The organism is Alistipes indistinctus YIT 12060 (assembly GCF_025144995.1).
GTDB lineage: Bacteria > Bacteroidota > Bacteroidia > Bacteroidales > Rikenellaceae > Alistipes_A > Alistipes_A indistinctus.
This window is the reverse complement of record NZ_CP102250.1, coordinates 19,703-35,829: the sequence shown is the minus strand read 5'-3', so window position 1 is coordinate 35,829 and position 16,127 is coordinate 19,703. Positions and strand designations below refer to the sequence as shown.

13 protein-coding genes are annotated in these 16,127 nt (G+C 54.9%); 2 read left to right on the top strand and 11 right to left on the bottom strand.

From position 1 onward, the window contains the following. Positions 1 to 2 precede the first annotated feature (2 nt). The 3 genes from NQ495_RS00130 to NQ495_RS00120 are packed head-to-tail and all read right to left on the bottom strand — an operon-like array spanning position 3 to position 2,834. A complete protein-coding gene (locus NQ495_RS00130) occupies positions 3 to 536 on the bottom strand; it encodes an LptE family protein (protein WP_009135029.1) in 534 nt (177 codons plus the stop codon). Further along, on the bottom strand, positions 526 to 1,746 hold the full coding sequence (locus NQ495_RS00125; protein ID WP_009135030.1) for a sigma-54 interaction domain-containing protein: 1,221 nt from the start codon (positions 1,744 to 1,746) through the stop codon (positions 526 to 528). The genes NQ495_RS00130 and NQ495_RS00125 overlap by 11 nt, the downstream gene beginning before the upstream one ends. 17 nt (positions 1,747 to 1,763) lie before the next feature. Then, positions 1,764 to 2,834 carry a hypothetical protein gene (locus NQ495_RS00120; protein WP_009135031.1) on the bottom strand — a complete coding sequence of 357 codons (1,071 nt, stop codon included), beginning with the start codon at positions 2,832 to 2,834 and terminating at the stop codon, positions 1,764 to 1,766. Positions 2,835 to 3,329: 495 nt separating this feature from the next. Here NQ495_RS00120 and NQ495_RS00115 point away from each other — a divergent pair, with 495 nt between their 5' ends. Next, the gene (locus NQ495_RS00115) at positions 3,330 to 4,721 is read left to right on the top strand and encodes a type III PLP-dependent enzyme domain-containing protein (protein ID WP_009135032.1); all 1,392 of its coding nucleotides are present in this window, start codon (positions 3,330 to 3,332) and stop codon (positions 4,719 to 4,721) included. Between the two features lie 58 nt (positions 4,722 to 4,779). Here the strand turns inward: NQ495_RS00115 and NQ495_RS00110 are convergent, their stop codons facing one another. From NQ495_RS00110 to NQ495_RS00075, 8 genes are all read right to left on the bottom strand, one after another. After that, positions 4,780 to 6,297: an alpha-isopropylmalate synthase regulatory domain-containing protein gene (locus NQ495_RS00110; RefSeq protein WP_009135033.1), complete on the bottom strand. Its 1,518-nt coding sequence runs from the start codon at positions 6,295 to 6,297 to the stop codon at positions 4,780 to 4,782. A gap of 90 nt (positions 6,298 to 6,387) precedes the next feature. Continuing rightward, positions 6,388 to 6,981: a 3-isopropylmalate dehydratase small subunit gene (gene leuD / locus NQ495_RS00105; protein ID WP_009135034.1), complete on the bottom strand. Its 594-nt coding sequence runs from the start codon at positions 6,979 to 6,981 to the stop codon at positions 6,388 to 6,390. 36 nt (positions 6,982 to 7,017) lie between these two features. Continuing rightward, entirely contained in the window at positions 7,018 to 8,421 is a 1,404-nt protein-coding gene (leuC, locus tag NQ495_RS00100; RefSeq protein WP_009135035.1) for a 3-isopropylmalate dehydratase large subunit, read from the bottom strand. A 24-nt stretch (positions 8,422 to 8,445) separates the two neighbouring features. After that, positions 8,446 to 9,963, bottom strand: a complete 1,518-nt coding sequence (locus NQ495_RS00095; RefSeq protein ID WP_009135036.1) for a 2-isopropylmalate synthase — start codon at positions 9,961 to 9,963, stop codon at positions 8,446 to 8,448. Positions 9,964 to 10,172: 209 nt separating this feature from the next. Further along, a complete protein-coding gene (gene recN, locus NQ495_RS00090) occupies positions 10,173 to 11,837 on the bottom strand; it encodes a DNA repair protein RecN (protein ID WP_009135038.1) in 1,665 nt (554 codons plus the stop codon). A 26-nt stretch (positions 11,838 to 11,863) separates the two neighbouring features. Next, positions 11,864 to 13,075, bottom strand: a complete 1,212-nt coding sequence (gene coaBC, locus NQ495_RS00085; protein ID WP_009135039.1) for a bifunctional phosphopantothenoylcysteine decarboxylase/phosphopantothenate--cysteine ligase CoaBC — start codon at positions 13,073 to 13,075, stop codon at positions 11,864 to 11,866. A gap of 40 nt (positions 13,076 to 13,115) precedes the next feature. Next, complete coding sequence (locus tag NQ495_RS00080; RefSeq protein ID WP_009135040.1) at positions 13,116 to 13,457, bottom strand: DNA-directed RNA polymerase subunit omega; 342 nt, start codon at positions 13,455 to 13,457, stop codon at positions 13,116 to 13,118. Then, positions 13,438 to 14,451, bottom strand: coding sequence for an outer membrane protein assembly factor BamD (locus tag NQ495_RS00075; protein WP_147513090.1), 1,014 nt, complete (start codon positions 14,449 to 14,451; stop codon positions 13,438 to 13,440). Before NQ495_RS00075 ends, NQ495_RS00080 begins: the two co-directional genes overlap by 20 nt. Before the next feature lie 393 nt (positions 14,452 to 14,844). Here NQ495_RS00075 and NQ495_RS00070 point away from each other — a divergent pair, with 393 nt between their 5' ends. Next, complete coding sequence (locus NQ495_RS00070; RefSeq protein WP_009135042.1) at positions 14,845 to 16,095, top strand: aminotransferase class I/II-fold pyridoxal phosphate-dependent enzyme; 1,251 nt, start codon at positions 14,845 to 14,847, stop codon at positions 16,093 to 16,095. Positions 16,096 to 16,127: the final 32 nt, after the last annotated feature.

The following is a 16,127-nucleotide window of genomic DNA, read 5'->3' as shown; positions in this document are numbered from 1 at the left end:
GATTACCAGTTCGATACGGCATCGTTAAAGATATTCTCGACCAACTGATCGACGATCTCCGGAATCAGTGTGGGCTCCGCCTCCTGCAGCAGCCGTGAGCTGGAATAATCGGAAAAGGCGGAGAAGGTCTTGTCATAATTAAACTCCGGCTGGAACGCATTGGTAAAACGTACGCGCACGGTGATCGTCAGACGGTTCATCACGGCCATCTCTTCACCCGAAACAGCCGCGGGGGTCGAGGTGTAATTCGTAATCTCGCCCTCGAAACGCAGGTCTCCGTTTTCCGGGACCACGGCCAAACGGGTTTGACGCGTAAACCGGTCCTGGAGTGCATCGGTCAGCGTCGAACTGAGAATCGGGGCCACCAACAGGGCGTTGTTCGGGAAACGGGCGATCGAGACGGTCTGTATCTCGGGAGCGATCGATGCTCCGGAAAGCGAATACTTGACCGAACAGCCCTCGAACAGCAGCGGGCAGGCCAGCGCCGCAACTATAACGGCGATTTTGGATTTGAAATACCTCGATTTAATATTCATCGATTCCCAACTCTTTGATTTTACGGTAAAGCGTTCGCTCGGAAATAAACAGGTCTTTGGCCGCTTCGCGCCGTTTGCCGCCATGGCGGCGAAGCGCCTTGATAATCGATTCCCGCAACATCTGTTCTTTAGTCATGCCTTCGTGCGGGGCAGATTCGTCCATCACCTCTTCCGTATCGGCATATTCGTCGTAGGCGACGGGGGCCGGATGCACCGCCGGAGCGGGAATCGGAGCAGGCAGGTTGCGCGGGAGCAAGGCTGTAATATCGCTTTTGCGTTCATAATTACGCTCGGCGATCAATTCTGAAACCATTCTTTTCAGGTCGCTCATATCGCTGCGCAGGTCGAACAACACTTTGTAAAGCAACTCGCGCTCTTCATTGAGTTCTCCCTGTGCCTGCCCCCGGACTACCGGAACGGAAGCCGGAGCATAATCGGGAAGGTATTTTCTCAGGATATCGGCGGTAATGGAGCGCGATTCCTCGACTGCGGAGATCTGCTCGGCCACATTCTTCAACTGCCGGATATTCCCCGGCCACGGATAGGTTTCGAGCATACCTCGCGCACCCTCATCAAGCGAAATAGCAGGCATGCGGTACAACAACGCGACATCTGCCGCAAATTTACGGAACAACAGGTAGATATCACCCTTACGGTCCCGCAACGGCGGGACCGAAATGGGAACCGTATTGAGCCGGTAATATAGGTCTTCGCGAAAACGCCCCTGCCGGACGGCCTCGCGCAGGTCGACATTCGTCGCGGCTACGACCCTGACATTGGTCTTCTGTGCCTTCGACGAGCCGACGCGGATATATTCACCCGCCTGCAGGACACGCAGCAGGCGCACTTGCGTCGTATGCGGCAGTTCGGCCACTTCGTCGAGGAAAATAGTTCCTCCGTTGGCCTCCTCGAAATACCCTTTGCGGCTCTCCGAAGCGCCGGTAAAAGCGCCCTTTTCATGCCCGAACAATTCGGAATCGATCGTACCTTCAGGGATAGCACCGCAATTCACTGCAATGTAATTGCCGTGTTTCCGGGAACTGTTGGCATGGATAATCTGCGGAAAAACCTCTTTCCCGACACCGCTTTCGCCGGTAATCAGCACTGAAAGGTCGGTCGGTGCCACGCGCATCGCCACTTCGAGAGCCTCGTTAAGCGCTTCGTTGTTGCCGATAATGCCGAAACGTTGCTTGAGTGTTGTTAAATCCATCGACATGCCTCCGGAACTTACCGTTTAGGTTTGGGTGCCGTTTTCGCAGCTTTCGCAGCCTCCTCGGCGGCCCGGATCGAGTCCTGCTTCTGGATCGAATCGAGGACCGCCGGACGCTGGTGGGAAGGCAGTTCCATCGGATCTATCTTCGGCGTACCTGCCGACGAGGTGATCACTCCGTAAATGATCGCTCCCAGCGCAATAACCGCCGCAAGGATCGCTACCACCAGGAACTTATCGGTTCCTTTTTGCTGAACCGGCATTCCAGCCCCTACCGGATGCGGAGACACAGGTCTCCCGGCGCCTTGCGGGGCATACTGCGGAGCTCCGCCGTAGGTTTGTTGCCCCGGATGCGGCACAGGGGACTGTACCGGTTGCTGAGGTTGCACCGGCTGGCCCTGAGACTGCGGACATCCCGGTTGCGGACGCCCTCCCTGCTGAACGGGCTGCTGGTAAACGGCCGGACGGGGCGGGATATTGCCCGAGGGCTGAACAGGACGCTGCCCGGGCATAGCCTGACGGGGTTGTTGGGGCTGGGGTTGTTGAAACTGCGGGGACTGCTGAGGGCCCGGTGAGGCAGGACGCTGCTGTACCGGCGGCGGACATTGGGCCGGGACCGGTTGGGTTCGCGCAGGTTGGACTGAGGCATTTTGCACCGCAGGGCTTTGTGCAGTAGCACCGGGTACCGGTGCCGACTGCCGGGCGGAGGGCTGAGCAGGCGTCTGGACAACCGGTTTCGGCATGGAGGCATTTTGTGGCTGAGTATCTCCAGCACGGTTATCAGCTTCCAAATAGCATACGCCGTTCGAGTCGATCCGCAGCCGCCCCACCCCTTCGACGACAAAACTGCCGCGGTCGGTGACGCTGCGCTGGACCTGTGCGATATATTCGGTGATCACCCCGTAAGCCTCCTCGCTACTCAGGCCGTAGGTAGTGCTGAGCTGCGTGGCCAGTACACCGTCATCTTTTTTGAGAAAAGGGACAAAAACGACCCCGCCATCGGTGTCCTTGTGAATGAATGCCCCGAACTGTGGGATTACCAGCCGCTTCCCGGCCTTCAGGTAATCGGCAATGATTCTATTAACCATAATTTTGCTGGTATAGTATCTATAAAATGCAACATATTTCGGAAAAAAACCGACCTCTGCGTTCCGGCGATACTTGAACGCCCCGCAAAACGATATCAGGTGTGTCAAAAGTACTCTTTTTTCCCTACAGATACAAACGCGCGCGCGAAAAACTCAGCATCCGAAAATCTTCTCCGCAAATCCCGCCAATACTTAACTTGTGTAAATTTCTGCAAAAGAACTGCCAAAGCACGGAAGTGCCCCGGCAATCTTCGCTCTACACCCCATTTCAACATAAAACCGGGAGCTGTGAGAAACCCGGAATCGAATTCCGGACGGCAACGAAACGAGAAAAACGACCCGAAATACGAACATATCGCCTCCAAACGTTGTTTTTCCAAAAAACTTTTACCTCCTTTGCAGGGCAAAAGTCCAGACAAAGTAACTTAGCTACTTTGACATTTTTCAGGACAAGTAGCAAAGACGGATTGTAAACAATACCGACATCGACTAAAGATGAAAAACAAGTACATCGACCTTATCGAGCAAACGTTCGAGTTTCCGCAGGACGAATTCTCCGTACAGGATAACGAACTCAACTTCCATGATATTCCGCTGATGGATATCATCAAACAGTACGGCACGCCGCTCAAAGTTACCTATTTGCCGAAAATCACCTCACAGATCCAACGGGCCAAGCGACTGTTCAACGTAGCAATGGCGAAGGTCGACTACCAGGGTTCTTATAACTATTGCTACTGCACGAAAAGTTCGCATTTCTCATTCGTACTGGAAGAGGCGCTCAAGAACGATATCCACCTCGAGACCTCTTCGGCTTACGACATCCACATCATCAACGCATTGTACGACGGCGGGATTATCGACAAAAATATCTACATCGTCTGCAACGGGTTCAAACGGCCGCAATATGTCGAAAATATAGCGTCGCTGGTCAACAACGGCTTCGAGAACACCATTCCGATTCTCGACAACAAACGCGAACTGAACCTGCTCGACGACGCAATCAACAAACCGTGCCAGATCGGTATCCGCATCGCATCCGAAGAGGAGCCGAAATTCGATTTCTACACCTCGCGGCTCGGCATCCGCTACAACGACATCATCGAGTTCTACCAAACCCGGATCAAAACGAACAAGAAGTTCAAGCTGAAGATGCTGCACTTTTTCATCAACACCGGCATCAAAGATACAGCCTATTACTGGAACGAGTTGAACAAGTGCCTCGGTATCTATTACGAATTGAAGAAGATCTGCCCCGAACTCGATTCGTTGAATATCGGCGGCGGCTTTCCGATCAAAAACTCGCTCGCGTTCGATTACGATTACGAGTATATGGCCGAAGAAATCGTATCCCAGATCAAGCACTTCTGCGAACAATCCGGAATCCCCGAACCGAACATTTTTACCGAATTCGGATCGTTTACCGTGGGCGAAAGCGGCGCCACGCTCTTCTCGATCATCAACCAGAAGCAGCAGAACGACCGCGAGCGGTGGTACATGATCGACAGTTCGTTCATGACCACGCTGCCCGACATATGGGGCATTAAACAGCGCTACATCCTGCTGGCCATCAACCATTGGGATTTGGAGTACCAACGCGTATTCCTCGGGGGGCTCACCTGCGACAGCGAAGATTTCTACAACGGCGAATCCCACTCGAATGCGATCTTCCTGCCCAAATTGGTCGATGAAACCCAATACATCGGCTTCTTCCACACGGGCGCCTACCAGGAATCGCTGGGCGGCTACGGAGGTATCCAGCACTGCCTGATCCCCGCACCGAAACACATCATCATCGACCGCGACAAGGACGACAACGAATACTACACGCGCCTGTTCGCCAAAGAGCAAAGCTACCGTTCGATGATGCGGGTACTGGGATACTAAGCGCTCCGCGTGTCATATAACCGCAACCCAGTCCTAATCTCACCAACGGGCCATCGCGCTACTGCATGTTTTCGATCTTATTGAGCATCTTGAGGGTCGCCTTGATCGCGGCCTCCGTCTGGTCTGCATCCAATCCGCGGGTTTTAAAACTCTGCCCACGGTATTCCCAGCTAATGAAGGTCTGCACGAATGCATCGGTACGGCCGCCGGGCGGAATCGTCACGGAATAGTTGGTCAGCATCGGGAAGTCGCGCCCCAACTGTCCTTTGTAAATTTTGCGCAATGCCTTCATAAAGGCATCGTACTGGCCATCTCCCGAAGCTGTCTCTTCGTAATCGGCATCGTTGATGCGGATTTTAAGCGTCGCCACCGGATGGAGTCCCTGACCGAGCGAAAGGTTGTAATTGAGGATATGTACTCGGGTTTCCTGCACATCCTGCCGCAGGATATCGGCGATAATATAAGGCAGGTCATCCGAGGTAACCGTCTGTTTCTTATCACCCAATTCGATAATCCGTTCGGTTACCTTGCGCATCGACTCTTCATCCAGGTCGATGCCCAATGCGTCGAGGTTTTTGCGGATATTGGCCTTGCCCGACATCTTACCGAGCGCATACTCGCGCACCCGCCCGAAACGCTCCGGCAACAGGTCGTTGTAATAGAGATTGTCCTTGTTGTCGCCGTCGGCATGAATCCCGGCGCACTGCGTAAAAACATTCTCGCCCACGACAGGCTTGTTGGCCGGAATGTGCACTCCGGTGTAGGTCTCGACCACGCGGCTGACATGGTTGATCCGCCGTTCGACCACCCCGTTCGGCGTCTTGATTTGGTCGTTCAGTACGGCAATCACGCTCGACAGCGGCGCATTGCCCGCCCGCTCGCCGAGACCGTTGATGGTCGTATGAATGCCGTGTACTCCCGCTTTTACCGCCGCCATCACATTGGCGACCGCCAGGTCATAATCGTTGTGCGCATGGAAATCGAACCGGACATCCGGATAACGCCGGATCATCTCGCAGCAAAAAGCATACGTATTGTCGGGATTGAGGATCCCCAGCGTATCGGGAATCATGAAACGTCGGATCGGTCCACAGCTCAGGGCATCCATCATATCGAACACGTATTGCGGCGAATGGATCATACCGTTGGACCAATCTTCCAGATAAAGGTTCACCGCAATGCCCATCCCCGTAGCCTGCGCAATCGTCGTGCGGATATCCTCCACATGCTGCTGCGGAGTCTTGCGTAACTGGTAAGTACAATGCTTGAGCGATCCTTTGGCGAGCAGGTTCACCACCCGGCACCCGGACGATGCGATCCAATCGAGCGACACTCCCCCGTCGACGAATCCCAGCACTTCGATCCGGTCGATAAACCCCTGCTCCCGGGCCCATGCGGCAATCAGGCGGGTACTTTCGGCCTCTCCCTCGGAGACCCGGGCCGACGCGATCTCGATCCGGTCTACATGCAATTCGTCGAGCAACAGTTTGGCGATGCTCAACTTCTCACGGACGGTGAACGAAACCCCGGAGGTCTGTTCGCCGTCCCGCAGAGTGGTATCCATTATCTCGATCATAGGCAGGCAACAAAATTAAGTGGTGCAAAAAACAACGCTCCCGACCGCCCTGCTCTTCTGTGCAGCACAGTCCGGAGAAAAGCCGGACAGTCAGTTTTTCTCCGCCTCGAACCGGTCAATCTCGGGGCGGATGCTCAGCAGGTAATCGACATCGTCGTAACCGTTGAGCAGGCACTCCTTTTTATAGCCGTCAATTTCGAAAGCCGCAGTCTCCCCCGTCGCGCAAATCGTAAAGGTCTGTTTGTCGAGATCGACCTCGAACTTCGCAGCCGGATCGGCCTCGATCGCCGCAAAGACAGCCGTGAGGAACGCCTCGTCGACCCGGATGGGCAATAACCCGTTATTTAGTGCATTATTCCGGAAAATATCGGCAAAGAAACTCGACACGACCACCTTGAAACCATAGTCGAAAATGGCCCATGCGGCATGCTCGCGCGAGGAACCGCAGCCGAAGTTTTTGGCCGCTACGAGGATATCGCCGCCGAAACGGGAATCGTTCAGCGGAAAACCGGCTACGGGCTTCCCCGCCTTATCATAACGCCAATCGCGGAACAGGTTGTCGCCAAACCCTTTGCGTTCAACTGCTTTGAGGAAACGGGCCGGAATAATCTGGTCGGTATCGACGTTTTCGATCGGCAGCGGTACAGCCGTAGTAACCAGCTTGGTGAATTTCGGTATAGACATAACTTTACTCTTTTTCGTTTTCTGTTGAAACTTCGTTTACAGACCAAACACTTCACGCGGATCGGCGATACAACCCGTCACAGCCGCCGCAGCCGCTACCAGCGGACCGGCCAGCATCGTACGGGCACCGGGCCCCTGGCGCCCCTCGAAATTGCGGTTGGAGGTCGAAACGCTGTACTTACCTGCGGGAATCTTGTCGGCATTCATCGCCAGGCAGGCCGAACATCCCGGCTGGCGCAGTACGAAACCGGCATCCGCCAGAATTTTGTCGAGACCTTCAGCCTTAGCCTGCGCCTCGACCTGTTTCGACCCCGGGACGAGCCAGGCGGTCACATGCGGGGCTTTCTTGCGTCCCTTGACCGCCGCTGCGAACTGGCGGAAATCTTCGATACGGCCGTTCGTACAGCTACCGAGGAACACGTAGTCGATTTTCTTGCCGAGCATCGGTTCGCCACTACGGAAACCCATGTAATCCAAAGCCTTGCCGAAGCTGACCCTGTCACTGCCGCTGAGACCCGTATCCGAAGGCACTTCAGCCGTCACAGCCACCCCCATACCGGGATTGGTACCGAAGGTGATCATCGGTTCGATATCGGCCGCATCGAACGTATATTCGGTATCGAAACGGGCATCGGGATCGGAATAGAGCTGTTTCCACCGCCCGACGGCTTTATCGAAGTCCGTCCCCTGAGGAGCGCGCTTGCGTCCCTTCACATAATCGAAAGTAGTCTGGTCCGGAGCGATCATGCCGCCGCGGGCGCCGCACTCGATACTCATGTTGCAGACCGTCATGCGTTCCTCCATCGACAGGTCCCGGATCGCCTCCCCGGCAAATTCGATAAAATGCCCGGTACCGCCCGATGCGGAAATTTTAGAAATGACATAAAGGATAATGTCCTTCGCCGTCACGCCCGCCTTGCGCTTGCCGTTTACGGTAATGCGCATCGTCTTGGGTTTCGGCTGCAAAATGCACTGCGAAGCGAACACCATTTCGACCTCAGAGGTCCCGATACCGAAAGCCACGGCACCGAAGGCACCGTGCGTAGAGGTATGGCTGTCACCGCAGACGATCGTCATGCCCGGCTGGGTAAATCCCTGCTCCGGGCCGATAATATGTACAATACCGTGCCCGGGATTGCCTAACGGGAAATATTCGATACCGTTCTCTTCGCAATTGCGGCGGAATGAATCGAGCTGGTTGCGGCTCTGCTCCTCTGCTACCGGCAGGTGTTGGTCGACGGTCGGCACGTTGTGGTCCGGCGTACCCGTGGTTTGAGCAGGACGAGCCACCTTGAGCCCCCTGTTTTTCAGGCCGAGGAAAGCCACCGGAGAGGTCACCTCATGGATGTAGTGGCGGTCGATATAGAGTACGCTCCGGCCTCCGTCCAGTTCACGGACGACGTGCGCGTCCCACACTTTGTCAAATAAAGTCTTTCCCATAAAACATTGTTATTTCACTTGTTACTACTCTTCTTTTTTTCCGGTGACTCCCAACAGGTTCAGCGCATCGACGAAAGCCTCGACCGATGCACGCACCGTATCGGTGTGGGCCGAAAAACCGTGCATGCAATTCTCTCCGTTGCAAACGCGCATGTGCACGCGCCCCACATCGTCGCTGCCGCGGTTCATCGCCTGAATCAGAAACTCCGTGATCAACACTTTTTCCTGGATAAGCGATTTGATCGCCCGGACGGCAGCATCGATCGGACCGTTACCGGTACTGGTAGCCGTTCGCTCCATCCCTCCGATTTCGACGATGACGGTAGCCGTCGGCACGAGCGTTCCCGAAAGAATCTGAAGATATTTCAATTTCAAATGTTTCTGCACTTTCTCTCCGGTCGTATCGCCCACTAGATAGAGCAAATCGTCATCGCGAACATCCTTTTTCTTATCGGCCAGTACGAGGAATTTTTCATACACTTCGTCAAGCTCGTGCTGCTCCAGTTTGATCCCGAGCAGGTCGAGCCGGTGATGCAGCGCGGCGCGGCCGCTGCGGGCAGTCAGCGCAATGACCGATTCGTCGAGACCCACGTCTTTCGGGTCGATAATTTCATAGTTGCCCCGATCCTTGAGCACTCCGTCCTGGTGAATGCCCGACGAATGCGCAAACGCATTGCGGCCAACGATCGCTTTGTTGGCCTGCACCGGCATATTCATCAGGCTCGACACCAGACGGCTGACCGAGGTGAGTCCTTTCGAATTGATACCGGTGTCGATACCGAGATGTTTGTGGCAACGCAGGGCCATTACGACCTCTTCGAGAGAGGTATTGCCGGCACGTTCGCCGATACCGTTGATCGTTACTTCGACCTGGCGGGCACCGTTGATCACACCGGACAGAGTATTGGCCGTCGCCATGCCCAGGTCGTTGTGGCAGTGGGTCGACAGGATCGCCTTGTGCACACCGTCCACATGCTCCATCAGGTACTTGATCTTCGCACCGTATTGTTCCGGCAGACAATACCCCGTCGTATCGGGAATATTCACCACCGTAGCACCCGCTTTGATGACGGCCTCCACCACACGCGCCAGAAAAGCCTCGTCGGCGCGCCCGGCGTCTTCGGCATAGAATTCGACATCCTCGACGTATTTTTTTGCATATTTGACCGCCGCCACAGCACGTTCGACGATCGCATCGGGAGTCGATTTGAGTTTGGAATAGATATGCTCGGGCGAAACCCCGATACCGGTATGGATCCGTTTGTGTTTGGCCAGCGCCAACGCGTCGGCCGCAACGTCGATATCGCGCTCAACAGCGCGGGTCAGCGCACAAATTGTCGGGGCGGAAACCGCCTTGGAAATTTCACGGACGGAATTGAAATCACCGGGACTGGAGACCGGGAAACCGGCCTCGATCACATCGACCCCCAGCGCTTCCAGCGCGCGTGCCACTTCGATCTTCTCGATCGTATTGAGCTGGCAGCCGGGAACCTGTTCGCCATCGCGCAGCGTCGTATCGAATATAAATAATCTCTCGCTCATAAGCTTTTCGTTGCTGTTTTACCAATTCGGCTTGATATGCAAATGTATGCGGAATGCAAAAACAGAAACGTGCGCCGCGGGGAGATATACGACACCAAAAACAATAAAAATAGTTATAAGAAACTAAATAACAAACAAATGCACCGAAAAGAAAAGAAAAAACGATCCGACGGCAAAAAGCGAAATTTGACCGATTATTTCGCTCCTGCTTACAATTTTTCCATCCCGAGCAGTAACCGGGCCTGTTCCGTAGCCGCAGCCGTCACGGCCGAGCCGCTCAGCATTTTGGCAATCTCCGCCACCCGTGCCTCCGAGGAAAGCTTGCGGATGCGGGACAGCGTCCCTTCGGGAGTCTCCTCTTTATACACGAGGAAATGATGGTCGCCTTTCGAGGCCACCTGAGGCAGGTGCGTGATATTGACCACCTGCAGGCTCCCGGACAGGTTCGTAATGATCTCGCCCATTTTGTCCGCGATGGCCCCGGAAACGCCGGTATCGATTTCGTCGAAAATAATAGTTGGCAACTGCGCATGCGCCGCCACGAGGGCTTTGAGCGAAAGCATCAGGCGCGACATCTCGCCGCCCGAAGCCACCTTCTCGATCGGTTGCAGCGACGTGTTGTGGTTAGCCGTAAACAGGAACCGAATCAGATCGGCGCCATCGGCGCGCAACTCGCCCGCCGGAGCGACCTCGATACGCAACTGTGCCGACGGCATACCCAACTGGACAAGCAAACCCGTCACATGCTGTTCCACTTTCGGCCCGGCAGCACGGCGTCCGGCAGTAATGGATGCCGCAAGTTCCCCTGCACGCGCCAACAAAGTTTCAATCCGGAGTGTCAGTTCCTCTACCTGGGAGCCATAAGAGTCTAGCCCCGAAAGGCGCTGCTCGTATCCGGCCTGCAAAGCCAACAGGGCTGCCACCGAATCAACCTTATGTTTCTGCTGCAACGAATAAATCAGGTCGAGCCGCTCCCGGGTCTGCTCCTGCCGAAGCGGATCGGCCTCAATGCGGTCTCCCTCCGAGGTAATTTCAGAAGCAATGTCTTTCAGATCAAGCGCCGCACTGTGCAGGCGCTGGTAAAATTGCCCGGCCTGGGGATAAACTCCCTGTAAGCGCCCTATCGCCTGTTCGATTCCTTTGAGCCGGGTCAACACGCCCTGCTCATCGCCATCGAGCACCTGTGCCGCATACAACAGGTTGTCCTTGATCTCGACGGCATGGCTCAGTTCATCCAGCAGACTCTCCAATTCTTCCTGCTCGCCTTCCGCAAGCCTTGCAGCCTGTAACTCCTCCAACTGGTAAGCAATGTATTCGCGGTCTTTACCGCTTTCGGCGGCAAGACGCAGCAATTCGTCCCGCTCCCGCTGCGTACGGTTCAATTCGTCGTAAACGCTGCCGTATTGCTCCAACAACTGCGCATGCGCCGCCACGCTGTCGAGCAACGCGGTCTGAAACCGACTTTCACCGAGCAAAAGGGTCTGATGCTGCGAATGGATGTCGATCAAGCGTTCGCCGATGGCACGCAACGCAGCCAGTTGCACGGGCAGGTCGTTCACATAAGCACGGCTTTTACCCGCCGGAGTGATCACCCGGCGAATCATGCATTGCTGATCGTAGTCGATATCGAACGAGGCGAACAACCCTTCAAGCCGGTAACCCGACAGGTCAAATTCTGCTTCGATCACGCAGTTGCGCTGCGCGTCGCGAATCGCAGCGACATCGCCTCGGTTACCGAGGATCAGCCCCAGCGCACCGAGCAGGATCGACTTACCCGCGCCGGTTTCGCCGGTGATGATGTTCAACCCCGGAGCGAAAGCGATATCGAGCTTATCGATCAACGCATAATTCTCTACCGACAACCGCTTGAGCATAGCGCAAACAGAAATTAACAGACAGTTTATCTATCCAGGTATTTTTCAATCTTATCGGCGATATCGCGTGCCACATCGGATTTCGGCTTGAGTCCGTACTCTTCGGCATGCCCTTCACGATCGATGATCGTAATGCGGTTCGTATCGACACCAAACCCGGCTCCGGCCTCGGCCAACGAATTGAGCACGATAAAATCGAGATGCTTTTTTTGCAGCTTTTTCACCGCATTTTCACGTTCGTGATCGGTTTCCAATGCAAAGCCTACCAGCACCCGGTCTCCTTTGACACAGCCCAATTCGGCTGCAATATCGTGCGTCTGGCGCAAGGTAAGGGTCCACTCGGCACCCTCCTTTTTGATCTTCGTAACGGCAACCTCCGCAGGGGTGTAATCGGCCACCGCGGCACACATCACCGCTCCGTCGCAACCGGCAAAGGTATCGACTGCCGCCCGGTACATCTCTTCGGCCGTCAGGACATCCACCCGCTTCACCCCCTGCGGCACCGGCAATCCCGTACGCCCGCTGACGAGTACCACTTCGGCACCGCGGCGGGACAGTTCGGCGGCAATGGCGTACCCCATTTTACCCGAGGAATGGTTCGAGATATAGCGCACCGGATCGATCGGTTCGAGCGTCGGTCCGGCCGTCACCATCAACTTACGGCCTTTCAACGTAGTTTCAACCTGCGTTTCTTCACCTCCGAAATAGGCGCTGAGCACCTCGACGATCCGTTCCGGCTCCTCCATGCGGCCTTTGCCTTCCAGACCGCTGGCTAGCTCCCCCGAAGCGGGCTCGATAATATGATTGCCGTAGCGGCGCAACGTGCCGATATTACCCCAAGTCGCCGGATGGGCGAACATGTCGAGGTCCATCGCCGGAGCCACGAATACCGGGCAACGCGCCGAAAGGTAAGTAGTGAGCAGTAGGTTGTCGGCCGTACCGGTCGCCATTTTCGCGATCGTATTGGCCGTAGCCGGTGCGATCAGGTAGGCGTCGGCCCATTCACCGAGACTCACATGCGAGTTCCACTCGCCGTTCTCCGGATTGAAAAATTCGACCAGGATGGGATGCTTGCTCAACGTAGCAAGCGTCAGCGGCGTAATGAACTCTTTGGCCAGAGGGGTCATCAGCACCCGCACCTCGGCCCCCGCTTTGACAAGCAATCTGACGAGTATCGCAGCCTTATAGGCTGCGATACTTCCTGTCACTCCGACAATTATTCTTTTTCCTGCAAGCATGGTAGGCAGGTATTATGCGGTTAATACGACGACGTATGCGCTATGCCTCCTGCGGCTGCGTTTCTGCCTCGTTGTTTTCGCGGAAATAAACCTTTCCCTCGAGAAATTCCTCGGTCGCGATAATCGCGGGTTTGGGAAGTTTCTCGTAATACTTGGAAATCTCGATCTGTTCGCGATTCTCGAAAGTCTCCTCCAAAGAGTCGTTCACGCTCGAGAAATCGGCCAGTTTGCGGTTCAGCTCCTGCTTGATCTCGCTGGAGATCTGGTTGGCCCGTTTGGAAATGACCACAACGGACTCGTAGATATTTCCCGTCGGCGCATCCAGGTCGGTCAGTTTGCGCGTGATGGTGTTGTTGGGAATGTTACTTTTCTTGATTTCCATTTTGTATGGTGCTGTTTTGGAGATTGAATTCGTTGTTTTGCTTGATCTTTTTCGGCTTCAGCATGCCTTCCGGAGTCTCCAGCGGCTTGAGCTTCAGCTCGGGAATATGCTCGTCGCGGACGTCAACGCCCTGTTTCTCTGTTTGGGCCTTTTTCGCTTCGGCCGCAGCCTCCTTGGCCTGCTCCTTTTCGCTATAACGGGCCAGGAATTTTTTGGCCTCTTCCTGCATTTTGTCTACCTCCTTGCGGTAGGAACTCTCGGGATATTCAGCCACGAAACTGTAATAAGCGTCCTGCAGGTCCATATAACGCTGGCGCTGCTTTTCCGGAATGCTGTTCTTCGCATAAAGGTAATGCGAACGCACGATCAGGTAGGAAAGCAGTTCGCGGTGGTTGGTCTCCGGGTAAAGTTCGATGGCGTTGCGCAGGGCCACGATCGCGGAGTTGTAATACCCGATATCGTAATAGAGCTTCGCATTCTCCATCGATTTATCATACAAACGCTGCTGCAGTTCCGTCACGTTCTCCATCAGCGACTCTTTCTTCGTACTGTTGGGGTAGCGGTTCAGGTATTCGCCGATAGCCATGATCGCCTTGTGCGTATTGGTCTGGTCGCGTTTGTAGGACGGAGCGGAAAAATAAAGCCCTTTGGCATACATATACTCGACATCCTCCAGGAAGGGACTGCGTCCGTAATGGTGGCGAAAGCCGTCGAAAATCTCGCCGCTGGTCGTAAAATCGCCCTGTTTGTAAAGCGAAGCACCGTAATAGTAAGCCAGCGTATCCGACCGGTTGGTACCCGCGAAAACCTGGTTCAGGCTTTCGAGCAACGACGCGGTCTTGGAGTACTTCCCCTTTTCATAGTATTCGAGCGCCATTTTGTACTTTTGCTCGTGATCGTCGCTCTTGAGCAACTTGTTGTATCCGCTGCACGACACTGCACACAAGGCAACGAACAGGGCAAAATATTTACCGAAACAATGCTTCATCTTCATTTTCTGGACTTTCCGGCTCAACCTTGTTGACAGCGGGAAACACCCCCACAATTAAGGATTGGGCAAAGTTATGTAATTTTAACGAGTTGGGAAAACATATATTGTTTTTTTCCTAAAAAAGCGGCCGGATAAATTTCACACTCCGTCCCCGGTTCCGGATTCGGGACAAAATCCGGCTGTTATCCTCCCGAAGAAAGCGGTTCTGCCATTTTTCACGCACTAAGTATAAAGACGTATTTTGCTGTCACATTGACCCTTCATCCGGCGACAGATGACCCATTCAGGCAAAATTTACCTAAATTTGCGTGGCTCGTAAAAGGTGGGCCAATGAAACATCCCGTCCGGGAAAGACAATTAAAACATCAATACAACCTTAATTAAATCACTACTGTTGTGGATATTTTTGACAGAATACACCAGAACGCCGGCGGCCCGATCGGCCAATACCAGAAACTGAGCCACGGTTATTATTCGTTTCCGAAACTCGAAGGGGAGATCGGTCCGAGGATGATGTTCCGCGGTCGCGAAGTGCTGAACTGGAGCCTGAACAACTACCTCGGCCTGGCCAACCATCCCGAAGTGCGCAAGGCCGACGCCGAAGGCGCCGCGAAATTCGGCATGGCGGCTCCGATGGGTGCCCGCATGATGAGCGGCCAGACCAAATGGCACGAGCAGCTCGAACGCGAACTGGCGGCCTTCGTCGGCAAGCCGGACGCCTTCCTGCTCAACTACGGTTATCAGGGCATGGTATCGATCATCGATTGCCTGCTCACGCGCCGCGACGTAGTGGTCTACGACTCCGAAGCGCACGCCTGCATCATCGACGGTCTGCGTCTGCACACCGGCAAGCGTTTCGTCTATCCGCACAACGACATGGCGGCCTGCCGCAAGCAACTCGAACGTGCGACGAAACTGGCCGAAGAGAACGGCGGAGGCGTATTGGTCATCACCGAAGGCGTCTTCGGCATGAAGGGCGACCTGGGCAAGCTCGACGAGATCGTCGCGATGAAAAAGGAGTTCAACTTCCGCCTGCTGGTGGACGACGCGCACGGCTTCGGTACGATGGGCGAAGGCGGACGCGGTACCGCGAGCCATTTCGGCGTAATCGACGGCGTGGACGTGCTGTTCAACACCTTCGCCAAATCGATGGCCGGCATCGGCGCTTTCGTCGCATCTGAAAAGTACATCGTCGACTTCCTGCGTTACAACATGCGCTCGCAGACTTACGCCAAATCGCTGCCGATGCCGATGGTGATCGGCGCGCTGAAACGTCTGGACCTGATCCGCAACCATCCCGAATACCAGGAAAACCTGTGGAAAATCGTCCGCGCGCTGCAGAACGGTTTCCGCGAACGCGGCTTCGACATCGGCGGTACGCTCTCACCCGTCACCCCCGTCTATATGAAGGGCGGCGTCGAAGAGGCCTGCAACATCGTCGTAGACCTCCGCGAGACCTACAACCTCTTTTGTTCGGTGGTCGTTTACCCGGTCATCCCGCGCGGTGAGATCATCCTGCGTATCATCCCGACGGCCGTACATACGCTCGAAGACGTGAATTATACGCTCGACTGCTTCGAAAAATGCCACAAGCGGTTACTAGCCGGCGATTACAAAAAGCCGATCCAGGACATGTCCGAAAAATAGACCTTTAACGAGGATTACCGGTACGCACAGCC